Origin of the sequence: Cohnella phaseoli, from assembly GCF_003386235.1 — a bacterium.
GTDB classification, from domain to species: domain Bacteria; phylum Bacillota; class Bacilli; order Paenibacillales; family Paenibacillaceae; genus Cohnella; species Cohnella phaseoli.
Window position 1 is genome coordinate 1 of record NZ_QRDZ01000020.1, and the last position, 23874, is coordinate 23874.

The following is a 23874-nucleotide window of genomic DNA, read 5'->3' on the forward strand; positions in this document are numbered from 1 at the left end:
TGTTCAGACATTTTTCCCACTGCGCTCATCCTCCTCATGTACTAAGTGTACATTTTCGTGGTGGAGGACTCCAACTGAATTAGGGGGCTGTGGAGAAATAAGGTGTTGGAGCCGTCGGGGCGCCAGATTTGTATGACAAATCGTACAAGTTGACCTCAAATGGACGAAGAGTAATGAAATTGTATGAAATTTCATCTGAATTTGGCGTGCGACTTCAAACGACAAACGGGTCAATCCAATCGAACTCAACCTCGTCCGGTATCCTTTTGCCTGAATCGTCTCCGCAAAGCAGCTCCGGTGCCAAGAGGGAGCCGAAGGCGTTTTTGCTTGGTGCGCCTATCTACATATTTAAGTAATATTTTCACACCGTTCTGCAGTCCTAATAAATTCTTATAACTAACAATTCCCATCCCTCAAGCATTCGAAGAAGGTATAATGAAAGGAATAGAATTGTAAGAACGGTTTTTTGGAAAGGAGTACATCAATTATGAATAAACCACTCGTAGATATCGGCGTTAATTTGATGCATCGTTCGTTCAATCAAGATCGCGAGCAGGTGGTCGAGAAAGCGATAGCAAACGAGGTTACACCTCTTATTCTGACAGGGACGAGCTTAAGGAACAGCATGGAAACCGCGCGTTATGCCGGACGTTACCCGGGAAAGCTGTATGCGACTGCAGGAGTGCATCCTCATGATGCGAAGAGCTGTACCCCAGAGACGATCGCGAAGCTAAAAGAATTGGCGGCATTGCCGCAGGTGGTAGCGATTGGGGAATGCGGGCTTGATTATAACCGGGACTTTTCGCCACGGGACGTGCAGCGGAAATGGTTTGCCGAGCAAGTTCGTTTGGCGATTGAGCTGAACATGCCGTTGTTTCTGCATGAGCGGGAGGCATTTACGGATTTTAATGCGATTCTTAAGGAGCATTCGGTTCAGAAAGCGGTGGTCCATTGTTTTACAGGGACGTATTCTGAGCTAAAGGTATATCTACAAATGGGTTACTATATCGGAATTACCGGCTGGATCTGCGATGAACGACGGGGGAAGCACCTGAGGGACCTAGTTCGCATGATTCCGCTCAACCGGTTAATGATCGAGACGGACGCACCGTTCTTGACTCCAAGGGACTTAAAGGAAAAGCCAGCGGATGGACGGAACGAACCTGCTTTCCTCCCGCATATCCTGCAGGCCGTAGCACGATGCGTAGGTAGACCTGCAGATGAGGTCGCTAAGGCGACGACGGAAACCGCGACGGAGTTTTTCGGGATTAAATAAGTTCGAAGAATTGCACTCCCAATATCCGTAACCTAATAAACACAAGCGCCGGGCTTCCCTGACCGACGCTTGTGTTTATTTTCTTCTATAGGACTTTTCCCAATCGTTAAGCACATCCGCCTGTGTCAGCAGTCGGTCCCTTAACCATCGAGATGCTTCCCATTCTTGTATGGCTTGCTGCTTTGTTTTGTAGAAGCGGTAGTCGCAAATATTCCAGGAGCAATACAGTTTTCGGTACCACTTGCCGTTTTGAACGTCACTGGTGAAGCGGCGAACGGCATTACTTGCCCGCCGTTTGCTCCAACGAGTACCGGGCGTTGTATGATCTGTCCATGCGGGTGATTTTTTTACACTCTTGCTCATTTGGCTCTAGTCCCTCCTTACGGGAAGCTAGAGTCCGTCTAATTTCTTCATCGTTCACCTCATCTGGATTTGTTAGTTTCTGTATCAATAGACGCAGCAGTTATAAATATGTTTCTTAAGGATTTTTCAAAAACCTACGATCACTAAACGATTTCATTGACAGAATGGAGGCCCAAATCTATAATTTGTTACACATGGTGTGTAATTAATTATCTAAGTGTAACATAAAATGAATGCGAAAGGTGCAAAGCCGTATGACGACCTCGGAGCAGCCGACAGCACGCCCATGGATAAAGTGGGTGGTCATGCCTGTATTTGTGCTTCTTATGTACGTGCTTAAATTACGCGAGCGGCTATACCGCTACCGACCGGAGCCGCTGGAGCGGCTTTACGGCGAAGCGGGGCCCTATCGAAGCGCTAGCGTTGTCATCCATGACGAACAAGGACGCCCGCTATATCGGATCGATTACCCGGAAGACCGGATGGATGCCTGCCCGGTTGTCCTATGGGGCAACGGCTCGGATGCCCAGCCGGAGAACTATGGGGAATTGCTGGCTCATCTGGCCGCTTGGGGATTCGCGGTTGTCGGCAATTATTGCCCCAATACGGGAACCGGCAAGGAAATTGCCGACACCGTCAATTATGTATGGCGCGAAAATGACAAGCCAACGAGTCCGTTCTACGGGAAGCTGAAGACGAATCGGATGGGCGCGGTTGGTCATTCTCAAGGGGCGACCGGGGTGTTGAACGCGAGTCGATATTTGGAAGAGCCGTTTCAGACTGTTGTGACGATCGCTCTCCCGGCTCTGAAATGGTGCGATGCCAAGGATGTGTATGAAATCGAGAACCAGTATTCCGACTTGTTTTTCATGGCGGGTACGCACGATTTCATCATTTCACCGACAGCTTCCAATTCGAAAGCTTATCATTCGGTTCGTCCGAGGCAAGCGGCAGCCATGGCTATGACGAAATGCGCAGACCATGTGGCAAGCATGGGAAACGGAGGTATGCATAGGGGCTATCTGACCGCATGGCTGCGTTATCGGTTGGAGGCAGATGGGCAAGCCGCTGCCGTCTTTGCAGGCCAACGCCCCGAGCTGCATCGCAATAAAGGCTGGAAGCATGTCCGCACCCAAAATCTTTAGAACGTATATTAAAGACGGGAAGAGGGAATCGCTCTATGAAAAAGATTAAGCGCGTTCTATTTTATTCCATTGTCGTTGTTGTGCTTTCCATCGTGTACTTTAACCGCAAAGTTCTTAACAGACCGAGCAGCCAAACCCGCTTCGAACTAACGAAGCCCGGCAAATGGAATAAAGTGAAGCTGGGCCCAAACGCCATGGCAGCCGACGGATCGAAGTTCTTCTTATATACGCGCAAAGGCGGAAGCCGCAATTTGATGATCTACTTCTGCGGAGGGGGCGGCTGTTGGGAAGGCGAGATGGCCCATATCCCCTTGTCCCTGCGCTCTTATCTTAAGCATGGTCAATTTGGCTATTACTTCGCGCGAATCCCTTTTTATATTCTTAGCATGCATCGGGGGATATTCGACCAACGTCCCGACAATCCGTTCTCCGAATGGAACGTCGTGTTTATCCCTTATGCTTCCGGCGATTTTCATGTTGGCCATACGACGGTAAGCTACGTGAGCCAAAAGAGCTCCAAATCCCGAACGGTCAGGCATAACGGTAGAAATAACGTGGAGGAAGCGTTACAGTGGATTTATCAGAATTTCGAGACGCCGGATAAGCTGCTCATCGCAGGCTCCAGCGCCGGGGGCTTCGGTTCCGCCCTCTGGGGAAGCAAAATCGCCAATCACTATGCCGATGCCGAAATCTATCATCTCTCGGACAGCTCCTTTTTGCTTTCCGATCGGTGGCCGACCCTTGTGGAAGACAATTGGAAGGCAGAGTTTAAGCGGACGTTCTCTTATCCGATGGAAGCGGATATGATAGGAGCCGCATTCCGCCACAACGGCACGGCCATGCCTGCCCATGCGGTTCTGCTTCATGCCTGTACTATCCACGATAAAGTGCTGGCCTCGTTTCAGAATAGGCTGAACGGCAAAGGGGACGAGATCAATAGGCAAATCACGGAGGAATGGAGCCGTCAATTCCGGTCGTCCACCCGTCAGCTTGACGAGCAGCTGCCTAATTTTTATTATTTTCTCACCAATCATGAATACGATTCGGAAACTCATACGACTCCGCACACTTTGCTGCCTATGAAAGCCTTCTACGAGGCGGAGGAAGAAGGCACGAAATTGATAACGTGGCTCGACGGGATTATTCACAAAAACGAGAGGGTCTCGCGAGGCGCCCGTTTTCTGTATCCCGAGGAAGCCGAGACGGCGAACGCCGAGAAAGCCAGAATGCAGGCCTAGACCAAGGGGGATCACACAATGAAGCTTAGAGAGAAGCAGCTTCAGCTAACGAGAGAAATGATCAAGGAGGCTGCGTTGGAAACGTTTTGCGAGAAGGGGATCGAAGGCTCGGACCTCGTTCTCGTCGCTGCCCGTTCGGGCACGTCCAGACGAACGTTGTACCATCACTTCAAAGACAAGGAGCAGCTCGCGACCGAGGTGTACGTGGACAATCTCAAGAGAATGTTCGGAAGACTGCTTCTCGAATTCGACTTCCAATCGCCACGCGCCTCGATAGAGGCCATTCTAAATAGATATTTGTATCTGAGGGAGCACCATCCGGATTTGCTGTATTACGATTCGCTTTTCAGCGTGTATTTTGCCAGCATGGGCAAAAATCCGGCGGAGCTGCCGGCGTTCAAGGAATTGATCAACGAGGAAACCCATCTATCCATGAGTGCGTTTTCGCTGGATTTGCAAACGGAGGAAACGGGGCAAAAGCTCGTATGGATCGAGCGTACGCGAATGGTGACGCATCTTTACTTCATTTATTTGCAGAAGTCCGTATTAATTTCTCGACAGAATCAAGATGCGACGAAAGCGGAGGAAATCGAGCAGAACATTCGTTATAAGGAATTTCTGCTCAATCTATGGGAAGGGCAATGATGGAGAGCCGACGTCGCGGGCTTAGGCACACGATGCGTTTCAAACTGGTGGCAGGCGTAGCCGCGATTCTCGTGCCGCTTATCGGCCTGCTGAATTTCAACCAATATTATGCCGCGCAAGTCGTCCGAACGCAGGTAGCCGAGAGCAATCAAAGCTATATCTCGCTTTATATGAACCAAATAGACGGCATCTTGGAAGAGATCGATAGCTTCCTGATCGGCATGATCGTTTCCGACCCGAATTTGCCGTTGCTGGATAAGCGGCAGTCCGAGGAGCAGGCGGCGCTGTTAAAGGTGCAGCTCTCCAAGCAGCTGACGAACGAAATCGCCCGTTACGGAACGATGGACGAGTTTTTTATTTATTCGGCTATCGACAACAGTCTCATTGAATCGTTTAGCTCGCGGCCGTCCTACTCGGAGCGGGTTGCGGTAGGAGAAGAAATCGTCCGGTTGCTAAGCTTAACTTCCATGAAGTCTTCGCGAGAGGCAAGAAATTGGATCGTTCGCGAGATTAATGGCGGCTACTATATTTTGCGGCTGCTTCAAGCCGAACGAAACATCTATGTCGGAGCTTGGGTGAAGGCGGACAGTCTGCTTGTTCCGCTTAAGATGATCGACTTGGGGGAACACGGACTTTCCTTGTTCGCTACGACAGATGGGAAGCCGATGATGCAGGCCGAGTTTGTTCGCGACAATGAAATCGATCTTAGCTTCGCCGGAGGAAGCTACAGCCTATCCGGGAAGCAGGAGCGGTATTTAACCGTGGGGGCGTTATCGAAGCAGGGAGACTTTCGCCTCGCAGCGATTATACCGGAACAAAAAATCTTAAAGAGCCTGTTTAATCTCCGGGAATGGAACACGGCAGTTTCGGTCGGCTCGATTGTGCTGCTTCCGCTAAGCCTGCTTCTGCTTCGCCGAACGGTTTTGCTGCCGATTCGGAGGCTTCTCACCGCGATGAAGCGAATCGGGGAAGGCCATATGCAAGGAATTCCTAAAGCCGGCTTCTCGACGGAAGAGTTCCGCGTGGTTAACGACAACTTTAACTATATGCTCACCCAGATTAGAGAGCTGAAAATCCATGTGTACGAAGAACAATTAAGCAAGCAGCAAGCGGAGCTGAGACAGCTTCAAACGACGATTAACCCTCACTTTTATTTGAACTCCTTAAACATTATGCACAGCCTTGCCGCCGTTGGCGATTATCAATTGATTCAGGAAATGTCCCGCTGTCTGGCGGACTATTTCCGCTATATTTTCCGCAGCGGCGCTTCATTCGTCTCCCTTGGAGATGAGCTTATGCATACGCGGAATTACATTCGCATTCAAGAGCTGCGGTTTCCGGGCCAACTGAGCGGCGAGATCGAGGTTCCTTCTTATTTGTTGGAGCTGGCCGTTCCCTCGCTCGTTATTCAAACGTTCGTGGAGAATGCCGTTAAGCACGCCTTTTCGTTGGAAAAGCCGTTCCGTCTAACCCTTAGAGGAAAGCTGGAATCGGACGGAAGCGAACCCCGCTTGCTTCTCGTTATAGAGGACACGGGGAACGGTTTCCCTCAAGAGGTGCTGGAAAGCTTGGCGGAGGGAAGGAGCTTGGAGCGCGAGGACGGAAGCAGGCATGGCTTGTGGAATGCGCGGCGCAGGCTGGAGCTGCTGTATGAAGGACGCGCCGACTTGAAGTTAGCGAACCGGAATTCAGGAGGAGCAAGGGTTGAGATTCGTCTGCCGATGAAGCCGTTCCCTAAGGGAGAGGACGACAACGATGCTGAACGTGTTAATCGTCGATGACGAGATTCATTTTGTGGAAGCGGTTAAGCGTATGGTGGACTGGGCGGGGCTAGACGTTGCCAACGTCTATACGGCCTACAGTTCTTCCTCCGCAGAGCAGATTTTTCAGGCGCATGACATTCATGTGCTTCTTTGCGATATTGAAATGCCGCAGAGGACCGGATTGGAGCTGCTGGAGTGGATAAGGCAAAAGGAGCTGCGGACGGTGCCGATTCTGATGACCTGTCACGCGGATTTTCGGTTTGCGCAGGAAGCCGTACGTCTTGGCTGCTCCGATTATTTGCTCAAGCCTCTGTCCAAGGAGGAGCTGGAAACGGCTATCCGCAAAGCGGCGCTAATCGCGAATCGGGAGCAAGAGCGGATGGAGGCGCAGCGAAATAAGCTGTGGTGGTCGCACCAGCAGGACATGAACCAGGAGAGATTTTGGACGGATCTGTTGAGCGAGACGATTCCGGCTAATCGCGGAGATTTTCTTCGCGAAGCGGCCGCCCGGCAAATTTCATTGTGCGGGGATGCCGAAGTGCTCCCGATCCTGCTGGTCGTTCGGCATTGGCATCGGGACTTTCGGGTCAGAGACAGAAAGCTGTTGGAGTACGCGCTAAAAAATGCGGGCAAAGAGCTAATCGGAAAGCTAAGTCCGGGCAACGTATTCGTGCCGGTTGGCAGCGAGGCTTGGCTTCTTATTATGCCTGTCGCTACGGATCGGCGTATAGGAGAGAGCGGGCTCGCTATGATGTGCCGTCGATGGGTTGAATTTTGCAGAACAAATCTCTATTGCGAGTTAACCTGTTACGGGGGGCAAGCGATACCCGGATTCGAGGTTTCATCGATGCTGCATAGATTGCTGAAGTTGGATCGGAACAATGTGAACGGAGTCGGTTATGTCAGCCTTGAAGCGGAGAACCGTTCCGTCGACGCTTCGGCTGCCTTGCCAGATATGAGCGGGTGGGCGGCGCTGCTTCGGCAGGGCGTCAAAGAGAGGTTGCTGGAGGAAGCGGCAGCGTTTATTGGCAGTCTGAGGCAAAGGTTGGACATTGATAGCCGCTATTTGCTCGCATTCAAAGAGAATTTCCTGCAAATGACGCACGCGGTGCTGCAGCAGCAGGGCGTCCAAGCGCATCTTATGTTTTGCGACGAGGGGAGCTTGCGGTTGTCGGAAGCGGCGTCGCGATCCTTGGCCGATCTGGAGCGCTGGCTTGCGCATGTCGTTGCGAAGGCGGCGGGGTACGCTCAAGCGTCTTCCGTTGGAGATGTCGTCGAAAAGGCAACCCGTTTCATTTTATCCAATCTGGATCAGAACTTGTCCAGGGAGGCGGCAGCCAGCCACGTTTATTTGCATCCGGATTATTTGACCCGCTTATTCAAGAAGGAGCTCGGCTGCACGATTCCGGAGTTTATCATGCGCGAAAGAATGAAGCTGGCCAGGCAGCTGCTTGCCCATTCGGAGCTTCCCGTAAGCGCCGTGTCGATGGCCAGCGGTTATGCGAATTTCTCCCATTTCGCCAAACTGTTTAAGCAGCAGACGGGCTTGACCCCGGTAGATTTTCGCCAAAGCGAGCGGCGCGGAGGCGCCAATGGCAAAGTCGAAATCGCGTCAGGCTAAAGTCGAAGCCGAAGCAGAAGCAGGCGGCGGTCTCCGGCTACAATGGCAAGAGAAAGCCAAATGACGAGGCCAGGGGGAAATACAATGAGCAAGAAGGCAGGGTTGTCCGCAAGTTTGATCATCGCATTGCTATTATTGTTATCGGCATGCGGTTCCAATGGAGGCTCGGGCGAATCGGCGAAGCCGGGGAACGCTACCGGGACGGAAGCTCCGTCAAGCGGCGGCAAGCCGCAAAAAACCGACGAGCTGAACGTCGCCTTTCTGAGCGTAACGGGAACGCCGCCCGATCTGAAGGCGGTAGAAGCCGAAATCAACAAAATCACGACAGCCAAAATCAATGTGTCCGTCAATTTGATGCCGATCAATTACGGAGCTTACGCCCAGCAGGTCAATCTGATGCTGACGAGCAACGAGAAGCTGGATCTCATCGTTGTTGGCTCGCCGTTCGGATTTAGCTCCCAAGTGTCCCGGGGACAATTGCTTCCGTTGGACGAACTGCTCGACAAGCATGGGAGCAACATTCGCAAGGCGCTTGATCCCGTCTATTTGGATGCAAGCAAGGTGGACGGTCAAATCTACGGCGTAACGCCGGTAAGGGATTTGGCGACCGCCAACGGTTTCACGATGCGCAAAGACCTTGCAGACAAGCACGGCATCGATGCGGGGAAAATCAAATCGTTGGACGACGTAGAAGCCGCGCTTAAAATCATTAAAGATAAAGAGCCGGGGATCACGCCGTTAATTCCAAGCGGTGCGGGGTTTTCCTTCTTAACGAGCTATAGCTGGAACGACGGGTTAGGCAACGGGATGGGCGTTCTCCCGGGCTACGACAACGGCTTGCAGCTGGTCAACAGCTTTGAATCGCCCGAGTATGCCGAGCTCTTGCAAAGGATGAGAAGCTGGTATGAGGCGGGTTACTTGCTGAAGGACGCTTCTACGAACAAGTCGAGCCAGATCGAACTCATTAAGGCGGATCGGGCCTTCGGCTACCTCTCGAAGCTGAAGCCCGGCTTCGATGCGCAGGAATCCCGCTCGATCGGCAAAGAGATGGTTAGCGCCGAGCTATCGGCTCCGGTATCGATGACGGATCATGTGTTGAACATTATGTGGGGCATCCCGAGGCAAGCGGACAATCCGGAAGCTTCGATGAAGTTTCTGGACTTGATGTACGGGGATGCGGAGCTCGTCAATTTGTTGGACTGGGGCATTGAAGGCAAGCATTATGTCAAAGTGTCCGACAATGTGATCAAGTACCCGGAAGGCGTAACGATCATGACGAACGGCTATAACCTGAATATGAGCTGGCTGTTCGGCAATCAATTTCTCGCTTATGTGTTTGAGGGGGAAGACCCCGATATTTGGCAAAAGATGAAGGAATTCAACGAGCAAGCGGTCAAGTCGAAAGCGATGGGCTTTACGATGGATCCCGAGTCCGTGAAGACGGAAATCGCCGCGGTTTCCAACGTCATCGCCCAATACTACCTCGTGCTGGAGACCGGCTCCGCAGACCCGGACAAAGTGCTTCCTCAATTCAATCAAAAGCTGAAAACCGCCGGTCTGGATAAAGTGATCGCGGAGAAGCAGCGTCAGCTGGACGCATGGGCTAAAGCCGAGGGCGGGCGATGAGCGGGAATATCCAATTGCAGGAGTTGCTGCGCGGCGAGGAACGGAACTATATTCTCCCGTTCCTCTGGCAGCGCGGAGAAGAGGAAGCGGTCATCCGCGAGGAGCTTGCGCGCATAAGGGAAGCGGGAATAAGGGCGGTATGCGTCGAGTCCAGACCCCATCCCGACATGCTGGGTCCGAAGTGGTGGAGGGACATGGACATCATTATGGACGAAGCTCGAACCCACGGCATGCAGATTTGGGTGTTCGACGACGATCACTTTCCGACCGGCCATGCCGCGGGCAAGGTGAAGGAAGCGCCCCTGGAGCATCAGCGGCAGTTCCTGTCGGAGCGGCGAATCGATGCGAGGGGGCCGGATCCCGAAGCCTCCTTCCTGCTGCGGCCCTGGTCCGTTCTGGATGGAGCAAGACCCGTAGGCGCCGCTGCCGCCAGACGCGATCCGGCCACGGGCAAGCTGGACGGCGAATTCCTTCCCATCGACCTCGAAACCTCCGTACAGGATGGCGTTCTGTATTGGCCCGTGCCCGAAGGCTATTGGACGATTTGTCTGTTCGTCGTTACCCGTGAAGGGGGAGACGACCGCAGGAAGGATTATTTGAACCCGATCGTTCCGGAATCGACGCAAATCTTGATCGATACGATCTATGAAGCCTATTACGCACGCTATAAGGACGATTTTGGCGCAACGTTCGCGGGCTTTTTCTCCGACGAGCCGGGCTTCTACAATAGCAAAACTTCCTATGATTACGCATCGGGTCTGGGCAACGCCAAGATGGCTTTGCCGTGGAGAGACGATCTCCTCGAGCTGCTTGAGGCGGAATACGGTCCGACTGTTCGCCAACATCTGTCCTTGCTGTGGCATGAAGGCGGCCCGCATACGTTCGCGGTACGATATGCCTACATGAACGTCGTCAGCAAGCTGTACGCGGAGCATTTTAGCGGCCGAATCGGACGCTGGTGCCAAGAACGCGGCGTAGCTTATATCGGTCACCTTATGGAGGACAACAACGTCCACGCCAGACTCGGCTGCGGAGCCGGTCATTTTTTTCGCGCGCTGGAGGGCCAGGATATGTCGGGTCTTGACGTGGTGCTGTGGCAGATCGTGCCCGGCTTCGACGAAATGTCCTTTTCCTGGATGGGCGGCGAGACGGACAGCGTCTTTTTCCACTATGGCATGACCAAGCTGGCGGCCTCGCTTGGACATCTTGATCCCCGGAAGCGGGGGCGGACGTTTTGCGAGATTTTCGGAGCTTACGGCTGGGCGGAAGGCTTAAAGCTGATGAAGTGGCTGACCGACCATATGCTGGTCAGAGGCGTCAACCATTTCGTTCCCCACGCCTTTTCCCAGAAGGAATTTCCCGATTGGGACTGTCCGCCGCATTTCTATGCGAGGGGATACAATCCGCAGTTCAGACATTACGGATTGCTCAATGCCTACACCAACCGGCTTTGCCATTTATTAAACGACGGACAGCACGTGGCCACTGCGGGGGTACTGTATCACGCGGAGGCGGAATGGTCCGGAGAGGCGATGCTGTTCCAGGAGCCCGTCAAACAGCTGATGCAGAACCAAATCGACTGCGACGTACTTCCCGCGGACGTCTTGCTTCGCTCAAGCGTTATGGAAGGGGAGCTTGCCGTTCACGAAGAACGGTATCGCTGCTTGATCGTTCCCTATGCGGAAGCGTTGCCGATTGAATTGATCGCGAAGCTGTCGGAGCTAGCGGAATCAGGCTTACGGGTCGTCTTTGTCGACTCTCTGCCGAAGCGTGCGAGCCAAGCCGTGCCGTATGCGGAACCGTTGAGGAGATTGGAGGATCAGGCCAAGATCTCGGTTGTACCTCTACTTCATCTAGCCGATGCGTTGCGGGATTGGGGCATGTACGAGCTGGAAACAAGCGACCGACAGCCTTATCTGCGAACTTATCAATATCGTCATGACCGCCTGGAGGTCGTAATGCTATTCAATGAGCATCCCGAAGAGACGTTAAACACTCGCGTCGTTCTACCGGGCGAGGGAGCATGGCTGCGCTACGACGCTTTCGGCAATACGTTGGATCGGGTCGGAGAAGGACGACATTATGCTTACGATCTCACGCTCAGCGCCTATGAATCGGCCGTCTTGCTGCGCATTCCGCCCGACGACGAGGAGATGTATCCGGTACGTAAAGGGAAGACGGCGCCAACGTTGGAAGCGACAAGCCGTCTGATCGAGCCGCCGGAGTGGCATGTTTCATTGGCCACGGCGCAGGACTATCCTGAGTTCAAGCTTTGGGGCACTTTGACGAGCTTACGAAACCTGGGCTCTCGCGAGTTGCTGCCGAGATTTTCCGGCACGATGAAGTACGAATGCCAAGTGCAGGACGAAGAAGCTGCCGACTCCGTCTGGCTTGATTTGGGTCGGGCGTACGAGACTGCGCAGGTTTGGGTGAACGGACGGGAAGCCGGTGTCCGATTGTGCGCTCCCTATGTGTGGGATATTTCGGAGTTATGGCGGCAGGGGACGAACGAGTTAACCGTCGAGGTGACGAATACGTTGGCCAAGGATCAGCAGGATTGGTTTTCGAAGTTCGTTCAGCAGGAACCCTCCGGCTTGCTCGGTCCGGTCAGACTCCTTAGGCAATCAGCGATAAGCGCGGAAAGCGGGAACTAGAATGGAACAAACCTATCCACTCCGCCGGAAAAACGGCTTGCGCAAATACGGTGTTTTGCTGCTCATGATGGTGCCGGGCTTGGCCTATCTTCTAATCAACAACTATATGCCGATGTTCGGGCTGCTTATCGCCTTTAAGGATTTCAATTTTACGAAGGGGCTGCTCGGCAGCGATTGGGTCGGCCTTAGAAACTTCGAATATTTGTTCAAGACGCAGGACGCCTACATCATCACTAGAAACACGATTCTCTATAATTTTGCGTTCATCCTTTTGAATACGGTCTTTGCCGTCGGAATCGCGATTGCGCTGAATGAAATCCGCAGCCGATTCCTGTCGAGGTTTTATCAGAGCGTGCTGCTGCTGCCTCATCTCATCTCGATGGTTATCGTCAGCTACTTGGCTTACTCCCTGCTGAGCATGGAAACCGGCTTTATAAACAAGACCGTGCTTCCGCTTCTTGGGATAGAGGAAATTTCGTGGTACAGCGAGTCGCGGTATTGGCCGTTCATCCTGACGATCATCAGCTTGTGGAAGGGGGCCGGCTTTCTGTGCGTCATTTACTTGGCGGCGATTGTCGGCATCGACCCGGAATATTATGAGGCGGCCACGCTGGATGGCGCCACCAAATGGCAGCAAATCCGCAGCATTACGCTGCCCCTGCTGTCCCCGATCATCATTATGATGACCTTGCTCGCGATCGGCAAAATCTTCTATTCGGATTTTGGCTTATTCTATCAAGTTCCGCTAGGCTCGGGAGCGCTTAACGATACGACTCAGGTCATCGACACCTATGTGTACCGGGCTCTGATGAATCTTGGTGATATCGGGATGTCTTCCGCCGCAGGGCTGTACCAGTCCATCGTCGGCTTCGTGCTGGTGCTGCTATCAAATTACGCGGTGCGCAAATTCAACAAGGACAGCGCATTGTTCTAAGGTCTGGGACTGGAGTGGAGAAGCATGAATACGATCAATAGGGGAAAGCAGATTTGGCTTCATGTTCCGATGCTTGCCCTAGCGGCGGCCTGCGTGCTGCCCTTCCTGCTGCTCGTCATCTCGTCCGTATCGGATGAAGGCTCGATCCTGCGGCAGGGCTATACCTTTTTCCCCGATCGACTGGGGTCGGAGGCTTACCGTTACTTATGGAATCATTCCGATCAGCTCGTGCGGGCTTATGGCGTAACGGTGTTTATCACGATTTTCGGCACGACGGCGAGTTTGCTTATGACCGCGATGCTCGCTTACCCGATGTCCAGACAAGGCGTTCCATGGCGCGGGGGAGTTGCCTTTTTCGTTTTTTTCACCTTGCTGTTCAATGGCGGGCTGACCCCGACTTATCTGATCTATGTGCAATATTTCGATATTAAAAATACGATTCTGGCGCTTATCGTGCCCGGCTTGTTGATGAACGGCTTTAACGTACTGCTGATGCGAACCTTTTTTATGACGACGATCCCTCCGGCCTTAATCGAAGCGGCGCAAATAGACGGAGCCGGGGAATTCAAAATCTTCTGGAGAATCATTATGCCGCTGTCGCTGCCGATCGTGGCCACCGTAGGTCTGATTCAGACGATCATCTACTGGAACGACTGGTTTAACGGCATGATCTACGTGACGGATTCCAGGCTGTTCAGTATTCAGAACATTCTGAATCGAATGCTGACGGACATTCAGTTTCTGTCGGAAAGCAAGTTCAGCGCGCAATTAGGCGAGGCCGGGGCGAATTTGCCCAGCACGACCGTGAAGATGGCGATCGCCGTCGTCGGCGTTCTGCCGATTATCGCGATGTATCCCTTCTTTCAAAAATATCTCATTAAAGGCATAGCGATCGGCGCTGTAAAAGGATAGGTCGAAGCGAGGAGGAACCGACGGATGGAGCTTACGAAAGTAAAGGAATGGCTTTCCCTCATGACTCTGGAGGAGAAAGCAAGCATGTGCTCGGGCAAGGACTATTGGCGAACGAACGCGCTGGAAAGACTCGGCATCCCGTCCGTCGTCATGATGAACGGTCCCCACGGGTTAAGGAAGCTTGACGAATATGAAGTCAATTTCGATGTGAGCGACAGCGCTCCGGCCACTTGCTTCCCATCGGCGTCCGCGCTGGCGTCCTCCTGGGATCGGGAACTGCTGACGGAAATCGGCGTTGCGCTTGGGAAGGAGTGCCATGCGGCGGGAGTGGATATTTTGCTCGGGCCCGGCGTGAACCTGAAGCGCTCTCCTCTGAACGGGAGAAACTTCGAATATTTCTCGGAGGACCCCTATTTGTCGGGAGAGATGGCCAAAGCTTATATTAACGGCGTTCAGAGCCAGAATGTCGGCACCTCGTTGAAGCACTACGCGTGCAACAACAGGGAGTCGCGGCGGATGACGACCGATGCCGTCGTAGAGGAGAGGGCATTACGGGAGCTGTACTTGAACGCCTTCGAGATTGCCGTCAAGGGCAGTCGGCCGTGGACGATCATGAGCGCCTACAATCGGGTCAACGGAGCTTATTGCTCGGAGCATTCGCATTTGTTGAAGCAAATCCTGAAGCAGGAATGGGGGTTCGAAGGCGCGGTCGTCTCCGATTGGGGAGCGGTGAACGTGCTGTCGGAAGGCATTCGGAACGGGCTTGATTTGGAGATGCCGTCGAGCGAAGGCTACGGTCCCGCAAGCATTATCAAAGCGGTGCAGAGCGGGGCATTGGCCGAAGAAGCGCTGGACTGCGCCGTAGAGCGGGTGCTGCAATTGGCCGTTCTCTCTGCAAAGCGTTCCGGGCAGCCGATCGATTGCGATTACGAGAGTCACCATCGACTTGCCCGTAAGGCCGCAGCGGAAAGCATGGTGCTCCTTAAGAACGAGGCGAGCCTGCTTCCATTGTCCAAGGGGCAGTGTAAAATCGCGATTATAGGAGCAATGGCGCGTTCGCCGAAAATTCAAGGCGGCGGAAGCTCGCATATGAAGCCGACGCAGGTGGACGAGGTTGAAGCCGCGATTGCCGCCAAGCTGGGCGAAGGCAGCGAGCTTGTCTACGTACAAGGCTACGACCTGGAAAGCGAAGCAGTCAACAATGCGTGGGAAGAGGAGGCGAGAACGACAGCGGCGGAAGCCGAGGCGGCTATCCTTATTGTCGGACTGCCTGAGCGCACCGAATCGGAGGCGTATGATCGGCAGCATCTGGGAATTCCCTTTAACCAAGCCGAGATTATCCGCGCCGTAGCGCAGGTTCAGGAGCGGGTCATTGTCGTCTTGTGCAATGGCGCCCCGCTAGATATGCCTTGGGAGAAGCATGCGGGCGGAATCGTGGAAGCTTACTTGGGCGGCCAAGCCTTCGGAGGCGCGCTTGCGGACATTCTGTTCGGAGATGCGAATCCGTGCGGCAAGCTTGCGGAAACGTTCCCCGTCGATCTGCCAAGCACTCCGGCTTACCTCGCTTTTCCGGGCGAGGGCGACCGCTGTGAATATCGCGAAGGTCTCTTCATCGGCTACCGTTATTATGACAGCCGCAAGATCGAACCGCTCTACCCGTTCGGCTTCGGCTTAAGCTATACGTCGTTCGAATACAGCGATTTGCATCTCGATAAGAAAGAGATCAGCGATCAAGAAACGCTCGCCGTGCGTCTTAGTGTTCGGAATATCGGCGATCGCACAGGCAAGGAAACGGTTCAATTGTATGTAAGGGACAAGGTGAGCCGTTTAGTTCGGCCGGAGAAGGAGCTGAAGGCATTCTCGAAGGTCGAGCTTCATGCCGGTGAAGCCAAAGAAATCGTCTTTACGCTGGATAAGAGGGCGTTCGCTTATTATGATCCGGAGCTTCAAGATTGGCACGCGGAGACGGGAGAGTTCGATATTCTGATCGGTCAGTCCTCTCGGCATATTTTGCTGGAAGAGACGGTAAACCTCCGTTCGACGACTTCGATCCGAAGGCCATACGACCGCCAATCGTCCTTGGCGGATTTAATCGCCGATCCCCGGGTCGAGCCGATCATCCGCCAATTTACGCAAGGACTGTCCGATTCCCAAGACAAGCATAGCTCGGAGATGATGGCCGTGTTTATCCGGGAAATGCCGCTGCGGTCGTTGGTCGCTTTCAGCAAAGGGGCGTTCACCGACGAGATGCTGGACGGGCTGTTGCACCATGCGAATTCGGTAGGAAGGTAGGGGCCTCCATCAATGAGCGGTATGGAATAACGATCTAATATGAGGGTATCCCCAAGCCATGGGAATGGCGGAAGGATACCTTTATTTTATGACGCCGCACTCTTGAATAGCTGGATCGAAACCGCAAGAAAATTAGGAGCATGTTTAAAATCTGGGGATTCATCTTTAATATCCTAGGTTTTGGTGTATACGCTTCCAATTTATAATTTACATCAAGGAGGTGGGACAAGGTGGTCATTGCATACGACACGGGCTAAGTGAATCGCTGCAAGGAGAAACCATCGGCAAAGCAAATCGAGTAAGGCGAGCCATTCCAAAATCGGTCAGGAGGTTTATTATGTTAAAGTTGAAAAAGAAAATCGGGGCAGGACTCGTTGCGACCGCAATGGTTTTCAGTCTGTTTGCGGCAACGGCAAGCGCAAATACCTATTGGCAAAATTGGACAGACGGCGGCGGGACGGTGAATGCGACGAACGGTTCCGGAGGCAATTACAGCGTGTCATGGTCGAATAGCGGCAATTTCGTGGTCGGCAAAGGCTGGGCGACCGGATCGGCGTCCAGAACCATCAATTATAATGCCGGCGTCTGGTCGCCGTCGGGCAACGCTTATTTGACCCTCTACGGTTGGACGCGAAATTCGCTCATCGAATATTATGTCGTGGACAGCTGGGGAACTTACAGACCTACCGGAACGCATAAAGGCACCGTAACTAGCGACGGCGGCACCTACGACATCTATACGACGATGCGGTACAATGCACCCTCCATCGACGGCACGCAAACCTTCCAACAGTTTTGGAGCGTCCGGCAATCGAAGAGAGGGACCGGTAGCAACGTCGCGATCACGTTCGGCAATCATGTGAATGCCTGGAAAAGCAAAGGAATGAACCTGGGAAGCAGCTGGTCTTATCAGGTATTGGCGACAGAAGGGTACCAAAGCAGCGGAAGCTCTAACGTCACGGTGTGGTAAAAGCCGACTTCAAGCGGCGAAACCGGCGGACGCCGAAGCGTTCTCGGAATATTGAGCTATTGTAATCGTCATTGCCAAGGTCCGCCGGTGTCGCAGCCGGCGGGCTTACGCATTCCGTCAAAAGCGTCGATACGAGGAGAGCTATTCATGAAAAAACGGTTTATTTTCCTATTAATAGCCCTAACCGTTGTTGTCAGCGCCTGCTCGAAAGATGAGCCTGAGGAGAGGAAGAGCTTTGTACTTGTCCAGGGAAGCGGCCCGACTCTATCGGACTTCTACATCGGCAAATACGAGGTCACTCAAAAAGAGTGGATGCAAGTCATGGGGAGGAATCCTTCTGCATTCGCAAGCGACGATAGGCCGGTAGAGATGGTGAGCTGGTACGATGCCGTCGAATATTGCAATCAACGGAGTTTGCAAGAGGGCTTGGAGCCGTACTATCGGATAGACAAAAATAAGAGAGACCCGGACAATAAAAGCGAGTATGACCCTGTGAAATGGACGGTTACGATCGAAGACGGAGCAAACGGGTACCGGCTGCCGACCGAGGCGGAATGGGAATACGCGGCGAGCGGAGGGCAACTCAGCAAAAAATACGGCTACAGCGGAAGCGACGATGCGGACGAAGTCGCATGGTATTGGCGTAACGCCGGAGATAAGTATTTGTCAGGAGATTGGAACTGGTCGATCATTGAAAGCAACAAAAACGCGACAAAGCCGATCGGGGCCAAGAAGCCCAACGAATTAGGGCTTTACGATATGTCGGGGAATGTGAGGGAGTGGTGCTGGGATTGGTATGAAAATGCGGATATTGAAGGCGGTATTTACCGCATCGTGAAGGGCGGCGGCTGGATTGGCGACGTCAGCAACAACGAACCGTCCTTTCGCGGCAAGTTCGAGGCGAGCGGATATGGGCCGGATCAAGGCTTTCGCTTGGTTCGGGGTGTGTAGTTAACCAAAAGTAGTACGGTAATGCTTGCTGACCTGCAAACACAGGGCAGCCCCAAGGCTGCCCCTGCCATTTAAACGATCGCGATGCCCCTTCACTTGTGTGAGCCCACATGGTCATCCACCATTTTACCCCAATATGATTCCTTCGCCCGCCCTAGCGCAAGAATGCCGCACGACAAGCTGGACTGGCAGCCGTTCATGGAACGGCAAACGATCTCCCGAGAATATTTGCTGCAGCAGCCTCTTGGCGGCCACCTTTCCCATCTCGAAATAGGGCACGTCCACGGTGGACAGAGCGGGATCGCACATCTTCGACGCATCGGTATTGTCGAAGCCGATGACCGCGATATCCCGGCCCGCCAGCCTCCCCGATTCTTTAAATCCTTGAATAAGGCCGACTCCCATCCGGTCGTTGGCCGCGAATACGGCATCCGGCAACCCTTGCCGAATCAGCTTCAACGCAGCTTCGTAGCCGCTCTTGCGGCTGAAGTTGCCTTGCAGCAAATCTTGATCGCGTATCGGTAAACCTGCTTCCTCCATCGCCAGCTTGTAGCCGCGAAGGCGGTCGCGTGCGTTGGAATAGGTCGCAGGGCCGCCCAAGAAGGCGATGCTGCGATAGCCGCGGGCAATGAGGTGCTGTGTGGCCATATATCCGCCCGCAGTATTGTCGGCTATAATCTCGTTAAATCCGCTTCCCGTAAATTGCTGATCGATGAGACAGAACGGCAGGCCTTCTTTTTTTAAGGCATCCAGCGTCGATTTCTGTTCAGGTGTGTCCTTGGCTCCCAGGATGACAAGGGCGTCAACCTTACGCGCGCGAAACAGCTCGCTGTAGTCCTGCTCCTCGGGAGAGCGAAGCAACAGAAGCAAATCGTAACCTTCCTCTCGAACCGCTTCACCGAGACCGCTTAGCAACTCGGAGAAATAATCTACGGAAAACAGCCGGACTTTAGGCAAATAGGGCAGTATGATCCCGATATGACCGCTGCGTCCTTTGGCGAAATTTTGCGCGACGGCGTTTGGAAGATAATCCAGCTTCTCGGCGGCCGCCAGCACTTTACGCTTGGTTGCCTCTTTTACCGCTCCTCCGCTGAACACGCGCGATACCGTTGCTTCGGATACGCCAGCCCATTTTGCTACATCACTTCGATTGGCCATAATTATGTTCTCCTGCTAGTATTTTCCCTATTCTAACCGATCGACAATCGAAATGGCTAGTAGCGAATGTTTTTTGTATTTGACAATGTGAAACAGGCCGTGATATATTCGTCTCATCCAAAATGAACGCGCGTACATTTTGTGAGGAACGACTAGATTAAAATAAAATGTTTGCTTCTATGGCTACATTAACCTCTTTTTAACGTAAATGCAAGAGGGGGAGAGTTTTGGAAAAGGGAAATTCCGAACGAAAAAATGAACGCGCGTTCAAAAGGGCGTTCTCAACGATGGCAGAGACGTTGGCCGCAAGCTGGGTATAATACTGCCGAGCTTTGCTGAAGGAAGCTAAAACGACATAACGGGGTGGGAATATGAACAAGACGATCAAGGTGGGCGTAGTCGGATGCGGGCAAGTTGCCCAGATTATGCATCTTCCCTATCTGCACGATTCGGAAGGCTTTAAGATTCATGCTTTATGCGATATATCCAGAGGGACCGCGACACGCGTAGCCGACAAATATAATGTCCCTCACGAGAGCGTGTATACCAACTTGGAGGAAATGCTGCTAGACCAAGAAATCGAAGCGGTGGTCGTTTGCTGCAAGGATCATTGCGAGCCCGTAGTAAAGGCGGCCAACGCCAAAAAGCATATTTTCACGGAAAAACCGTTCGGGTTCAACGTCAACGAAGCGAATCGGATGATACGGGCAGCTGAGGATAACAACGTTAAATTAATGGTCGGGTACATGAAAAGGTACGATACCGGCTATGAGTACTTTCTGAACCAAGTGAAGAGCATGGAGTCGATTAGTCTGGTTCGTATGCACAATTTTGGAGGCTCGTTCTCCTATACCAGAGAAATATACGATGTACTGCTGGAAGCGGATGTGTCTCCCGATTTCTTTAAAGAATCCAAGGAACAAATCAAGCGTTCGATGATGGAGGAGTTGGGAGCGGATCGCCAACATCTGTTCGAAGCCTACAATCTGCTGATGGGTGTCGCTTGTCACGATACGGTGCTACTGAGGCATGCTTTTGGAAACAATCCGGAAGTGATGTACGCAGGGGTTCATCAGGGCGGCTTTATGACGGCGGTACTCCAGTTCGGAGATGTCAGGTGCGTGTTTGAAAGCGGACTCCTGATGAGAAGGCCGATATGGGACGAGAATATTCAAGTATACGCTCCGGACAAGTCTGTGACCTTGAAGTTTCCATGGCCGTATCTTAAAAATGCTCCGTCAGCGGTTTCGATCAGCGACACGGTTGAGAGCACGAACATGCCGAGAGAAAGTGAGATTGCTACAAGCTTTCATGAAGCGTACAGAAAGGAATGGATGCACTTCTATGATTGCATCGTGAACGATAGAGAACCTCTGACGAGCGGCCGGGATGCGCTGCAAGATATTCTGCTGATCAGCAAATTGATCAAATCGGTATCGGTATAATCAGACCCGCATCAGAGATGGGAGACAACGGTTATCATGACAGAAACAGGCGCAATATTTATGATTCTGACGGCAGCATTCCTATGGGGTTCCTGGTTAATGGGAACCAAGTACACCAAGGACTTCCCGCTGCCCGCATTCATGCTATGGCTTTATACTTCTTCGTTTGTACTGGTGTGGGTTGTTGTACTGATTTCCGAGGTCGCCCGCCCAACCCACTTCATCCCAATCATTGCAGCATCCCCTTGGCTTGCCGTATTGGTTATGATATGCGGCGGAGCGATGGCTATAGGCATGCAAATCCAGATGAGCGTCGTAGGTAAGGTCGGACTGATCCTGTCCAATTCGGTAAGCGCTACCAGCGGCGTGCTTCTAGGCACATTGGTGACTGTCATCATCGGTGGATTGCCGGATCATGTATCGGTAAGAACCGTAGTGATTGCGGCCGTCATTTTGATTTTCGCCACCTTCGTCTGTCAATATTCCGGCAAGCTGAGGGATAGAGATTTGAACAGGGCGGGGAAACGCCAACGGCCCAAACAGGATACGAAAGCGGCTCTTATGCTGATTTTCAGCTCCGTGCTGGTTGCGGCCTACCCGCTCGGGTTATCTTCGGGGGTTAGAACGGATTTCGGCAATCATGGATTTCCTGCGTTAGTATGCATAGGCTTGCTCAGTTTGGGATCGTTTATCGGTACGGTTCTGTATTCCGGCTATTTGTTGACCAAACAAAAACAACTCAGAAGCGTGTTGGACAAGAAATACAAAAAAGCCATTATGATTTCTTGCTTGTGCGGTGTATGCCATTACGGAGGCAATCTGATTCATGTGCTGGCTGCTCCGATGATCAGCGTCGCGGTATCCTGGTTGATCGGAAGATCGGGGAATATGTGGACTTATGTATGGGGAATTTACCATAAGGAGTACACGGGAGCCTCTTTCAAAACCTACGGCGTGTTAACTGTCGGAATAGGGATTTATATATTCGGCGTCCTGTTGCTGTCCCGGAGCTTCTTCAATTAACAGAATCGAGGTGATTTCATGAGGAAGTATCGAAAAGCGGCTAGCGATGCGACGTTCGGATACACGATGGTTGCTCCGGCCTTACTGCTATTCCTGTTGTTTGTTATTTACCCGTTCTTCAAGGGCTTCTGGGTCAGCTTTCACCGTTGGGACGGATTTTCTTCGATGACATGGATCGGCCTTCAGAATTACTCCTTCGTTATGGCCGACGACGTATTTTGGAAAGCGCTTAAAAACACCATTATTTATGCGATAGCCTCTCCCATCTTCAAGAACGTCATGGGGCTAGCGTTGGCGCTGCTCTTCGTTAAGAGCTTGAAGGGCATGTATTTGTTCAGGGTAAGCACTTATATCCCCTATACTTTCGGTTACGTCGTCGTAGGCGTATTGTGGACCTGGGTATATAATCCTTCGTTCGGTTTATTGAACAAAGCGTTGGAAGTCTTGCATATGCCGTTTCTCGTTCAGGGCTGGCTAAGCGATCCCAACATTGCCCTGTATTCGGTTATTGCTGTGGATGTATGGAAATGTATGGGCTTTCACGCCATCCTGTATTTGGCGGGTCTGAATGCCATCCCGAGGGATCTCTATGAAGCGGCCGACATCGATGGTGCGAACGGTTGGCAGAAGTTCCGCTCCGTCACTATACCTCAACTGAATTCAACCATTGTCATGAGCTTCCTGCTCGCGACGACAGGAGCTTTCATCAATAACTACGATGTTGTCAATATTATGACGCAGGGCGGACCGTTTAATTCCACTGAGGTCGTGTTGACGCACATCATGGCGACGGCCTTCAAATTCGGGGCCGTAGGCAAAGCCAACGCGATGAGCATCATTCTGGTGGCTTTCGTCGCCATCATCGGGTTTATTCAATTAAAGGCGATGACCAGAGAAGACAACTATGAGTAAAGAGGTGACCTTATGAAATTGCTTGGCAGTAGAGGGGCCCGCATAGGGTCGACCTATCTGGCGATGTTTTTCTTTCTTATCGTTACGTTGTACCCCATATTTTGGTTGCTGAGCGGGTCGCTCAAATCGGAAACCGAGTTTTTCAGCAATGTATGGGGTATCTCTGCCGATCCCCAATTCAGCAATTATGTGAACGCTTGGGTGAGAGCCGATTTCTCGACGAAGTACTTAAACAGCGTGATCACTACGTTCTCCTTTCTGTGTATCTTGATCCCCGTCAATTGCTGTGCGGGATACGCATTGGCAAGAGTGAATTTCAGGGGAAGAAAGTTCATTTACCTGTTATTGCTTCTGGGAATTATGATGCCCGCAGGCGTGCTGGCGATGCCCACGTTCAACGTCGTTCATGAAATGGGATTGTTGAATACCCGGTCGGGCCTTGTATTGGTATACGTAGCCCAGGCGATCAGCTTCGGCATGTTCCTAATGCGTTCCTTCTTCATTTCTTTGCCCGGTTCATTGGAAGAGGCCGCGACCATCGACGGATGCTCCCGCTTTCAGGCCTTCCGGAAGGTTATGCTGCCTCTGGCGATTCCTGGAATCACGACGCAAATCATATTTAGCGGGCTTGCCGTCTGGAACGAATACTTGCGCGCCAATCTGCTGATCAGAAGCCCGGAGCTCCAAACCATTCCTCTCGGAATGGCAAGCTTCGCCAATCAGGATAACGTCAATTATCCGGAAATGTTCGCCGCACTGATTATGGCCATTATACCGGTAATTCTGATTTATTTATTGCTGCAAAAAACGTTCGTCAAAGGAGTCACGGCCGGTTCGGTCAAAGGTTAGCTTCTTGAACGATGCAGCTTTGCACGATTTTAGAGCCGGAAGGCTTTAAAATAGCTCGATTCTTAGGTGTTGCAAACTTATATCAATTAGAGGAGGG

General features: G+C 52.4%; 19 protein-coding genes. 17 read left to right on the forward strand and 2 right to left on the reverse strand.

Annotated elements, in window-relative coordinates; translation table 11 throughout:
• The first annotated feature begins 487 nt into the window (after positions 1–487).
• A complete protein-coding gene (locus DFP98_RS22810; protein ID WP_116062923.1) occupies positions 488–1276 on the forward strand; it encodes a TatD family hydrolase in 789 nt (262 codons plus the stop codon).
• Between the two features lie 75 nt (positions 1277–1351).
• Here DFP98_RS22810 and DFP98_RS22815 read toward each other — a convergent pair whose 3' ends face one another.
• Entirely contained in the window at positions 1352–1639 is a 288-nt protein-coding gene (locus tag DFP98_RS22815) for a hypothetical protein (RefSeq protein ID WP_116062924.1), read from the reverse strand.
• A gap of 254 nt (positions 1640–1893) precedes the next feature.
• Between DFP98_RS22815 and DFP98_RS22820 the strand changes: the two genes are divergently transcribed.
• From DFP98_RS22820 to DFP98_RS22875, 12 genes are all read left to right on the forward strand, one after another.
• On the forward strand, positions 1894–2784 hold the full coding sequence (locus DFP98_RS22820; protein ID WP_220377152.1) for a poly(ethylene terephthalate) hydrolase family protein: 891 nt from the start codon (positions 1894–1896) through the stop codon (positions 2782–2784).
• A 35-nt stretch (positions 2785–2819) separates the two neighbouring features.
• Entirely contained in the window at positions 2820–4022 is a 1203-nt protein-coding gene (locus DFP98_RS22825; RefSeq protein ID WP_116062926.1) for a pectin acetylesterase-family hydrolase, read from the forward strand.
• Between the two features lie 18 nt (positions 4023–4040).
• The gene (locus DFP98_RS22830; RefSeq protein ID WP_116062927.1) at positions 4041–4667 is read left to right on the forward strand and encodes a TetR/AcrR family transcriptional regulator; all 627 of its coding nucleotides are present in this window, start codon (positions 4041–4043) and stop codon (positions 4665–4667) included.
• A 32-nt stretch (positions 4668–4699) separates the two neighbouring features.
• Complete coding sequence (locus DFP98_RS22835; protein ID WP_181917879.1) at positions 4700–6448, forward strand: sensor histidine kinase; 1749 nt, start codon at positions 4700–4702, stop codon at positions 6446–6448.
• Positions 6423–8051, forward strand: coding sequence for a response regulator transcription factor (locus tag DFP98_RS22840; protein ID WP_116062929.1), 1629 nt, complete (start codon positions 6423–6425; stop codon positions 8049–8051). The genes DFP98_RS22835 and DFP98_RS22840 overlap by 26 nt, the downstream gene beginning before the upstream one ends.
• 84 nt (positions 8052–8135) lie before the next feature.
• Positions 8136–9677 (forward strand): ABC transporter substrate-binding protein, encoded by a 1542-nt coding sequence (locus DFP98_RS22845; protein ID WP_116062931.1) that lies wholly within the window; start codon positions 8136–8138, stop codon positions 9675–9677.
• Positions 9674–12331, forward strand: a complete 2658-nt coding sequence (locus tag DFP98_RS22850) for a glycosylhydrolase-like jelly roll fold domain-containing protein (protein ID WP_116062932.1) — start codon at positions 9674–9676, stop codon at positions 12329–12331. The genes DFP98_RS22845 and DFP98_RS22850 overlap by 4 nt, the downstream gene beginning before the upstream one ends.
• Before the next feature lies 1 nt (position 12332).
• On the forward strand, positions 12333–13265 hold the full coding sequence (locus DFP98_RS22855) for an ABC transporter permease (protein ID WP_246016652.1): 933 nt from the start codon (positions 12333–12335) through the stop codon (positions 13263–13265).
• A 24-nt stretch (positions 13266–13289) separates the two neighbouring features.
• Positions 13290–14177 (forward strand): carbohydrate ABC transporter permease, encoded by an 888-nt coding sequence (locus DFP98_RS22860; RefSeq protein ID WP_116062934.1) that lies wholly within the window; start codon positions 13290–13292, stop codon positions 14175–14177.
• 24 nt (positions 14178–14201) lie between these two features.
• Positions 14202–16469, forward strand: coding sequence for a glycoside hydrolase family 3 C-terminal domain-containing protein (locus DFP98_RS22865; protein ID WP_116062935.1), 2268 nt, complete (start codon positions 14202–14204; stop codon positions 16467–16469).
• A gap of 337 nt (positions 16470–16806) precedes the next feature.
• Positions 16807–17439 carry a glycoside hydrolase family 11 protein gene (locus DFP98_RS22870; protein ID WP_116062936.1) on the forward strand — a complete coding sequence of 211 codons (633 nt, stop codon included), beginning with the start codon at positions 16807–16809 and terminating at the stop codon, positions 17437–17439.
• A gap of 147 nt (positions 17440–17586) precedes the next feature.
• Positions 17587–18390: a formylglycine-generating enzyme family protein gene (locus DFP98_RS22875; RefSeq protein ID WP_116062938.1), complete on the forward strand. Its 804-nt coding sequence runs from the start codon at positions 17587–17589 to the stop codon at positions 18388–18390.
• Positions 18391–18516: 126 nt separating this feature from the next.
• Here DFP98_RS22875 and DFP98_RS22880 read toward each other — a convergent pair whose 3' ends face one another.
• Complete coding sequence (locus DFP98_RS22880) at positions 18517–19548, reverse strand: LacI family DNA-binding transcriptional regulator (protein WP_116062939.1); 1032 nt, start codon at positions 19546–19548, stop codon at positions 18517–18519.
• Positions 19549–19919: 371 nt separating this feature from the next.
• On the opposite strand from DFP98_RS22880, the gene DFP98_RS22885 reads away from it, so the two are divergent.
• From DFP98_RS22885 to DFP98_RS22900, 4 genes are read left to right on the forward strand one after another with little or no spacing between them, the layout of a single operon-like run.
• A complete protein-coding gene (locus tag DFP98_RS22885) occupies positions 19920–20993 on the forward strand; it encodes a Gfo/Idh/MocA family protein (RefSeq protein ID WP_116062940.1) in 1074 nt (357 codons plus the stop codon).
• A gap of 36 nt (positions 20994–21029) precedes the next feature.
• Entirely contained in the window at positions 21030–22016 is a 987-nt protein-coding gene (locus DFP98_RS22890; RefSeq protein ID WP_116062942.1) for a hypothetical protein, read from the forward strand.
• An 18-nt stretch (positions 22017–22034) separates the two neighbouring features.
• Entirely contained in the window at positions 22035–22928 is an 894-nt protein-coding gene (locus DFP98_RS22895; RefSeq protein WP_116062943.1) for a carbohydrate ABC transporter permease, read from the forward strand.
• Between the two features lie 12 nt (positions 22929–22940).
• Complete coding sequence (locus DFP98_RS22900; RefSeq protein ID WP_116062944.1) at positions 22941–23777, forward strand: carbohydrate ABC transporter permease; 837 nt, start codon at positions 22941–22943, stop codon at positions 23775–23777.
• The last annotated feature ends 97 nt before the right edge of the window (positions 23778–23874 follow it).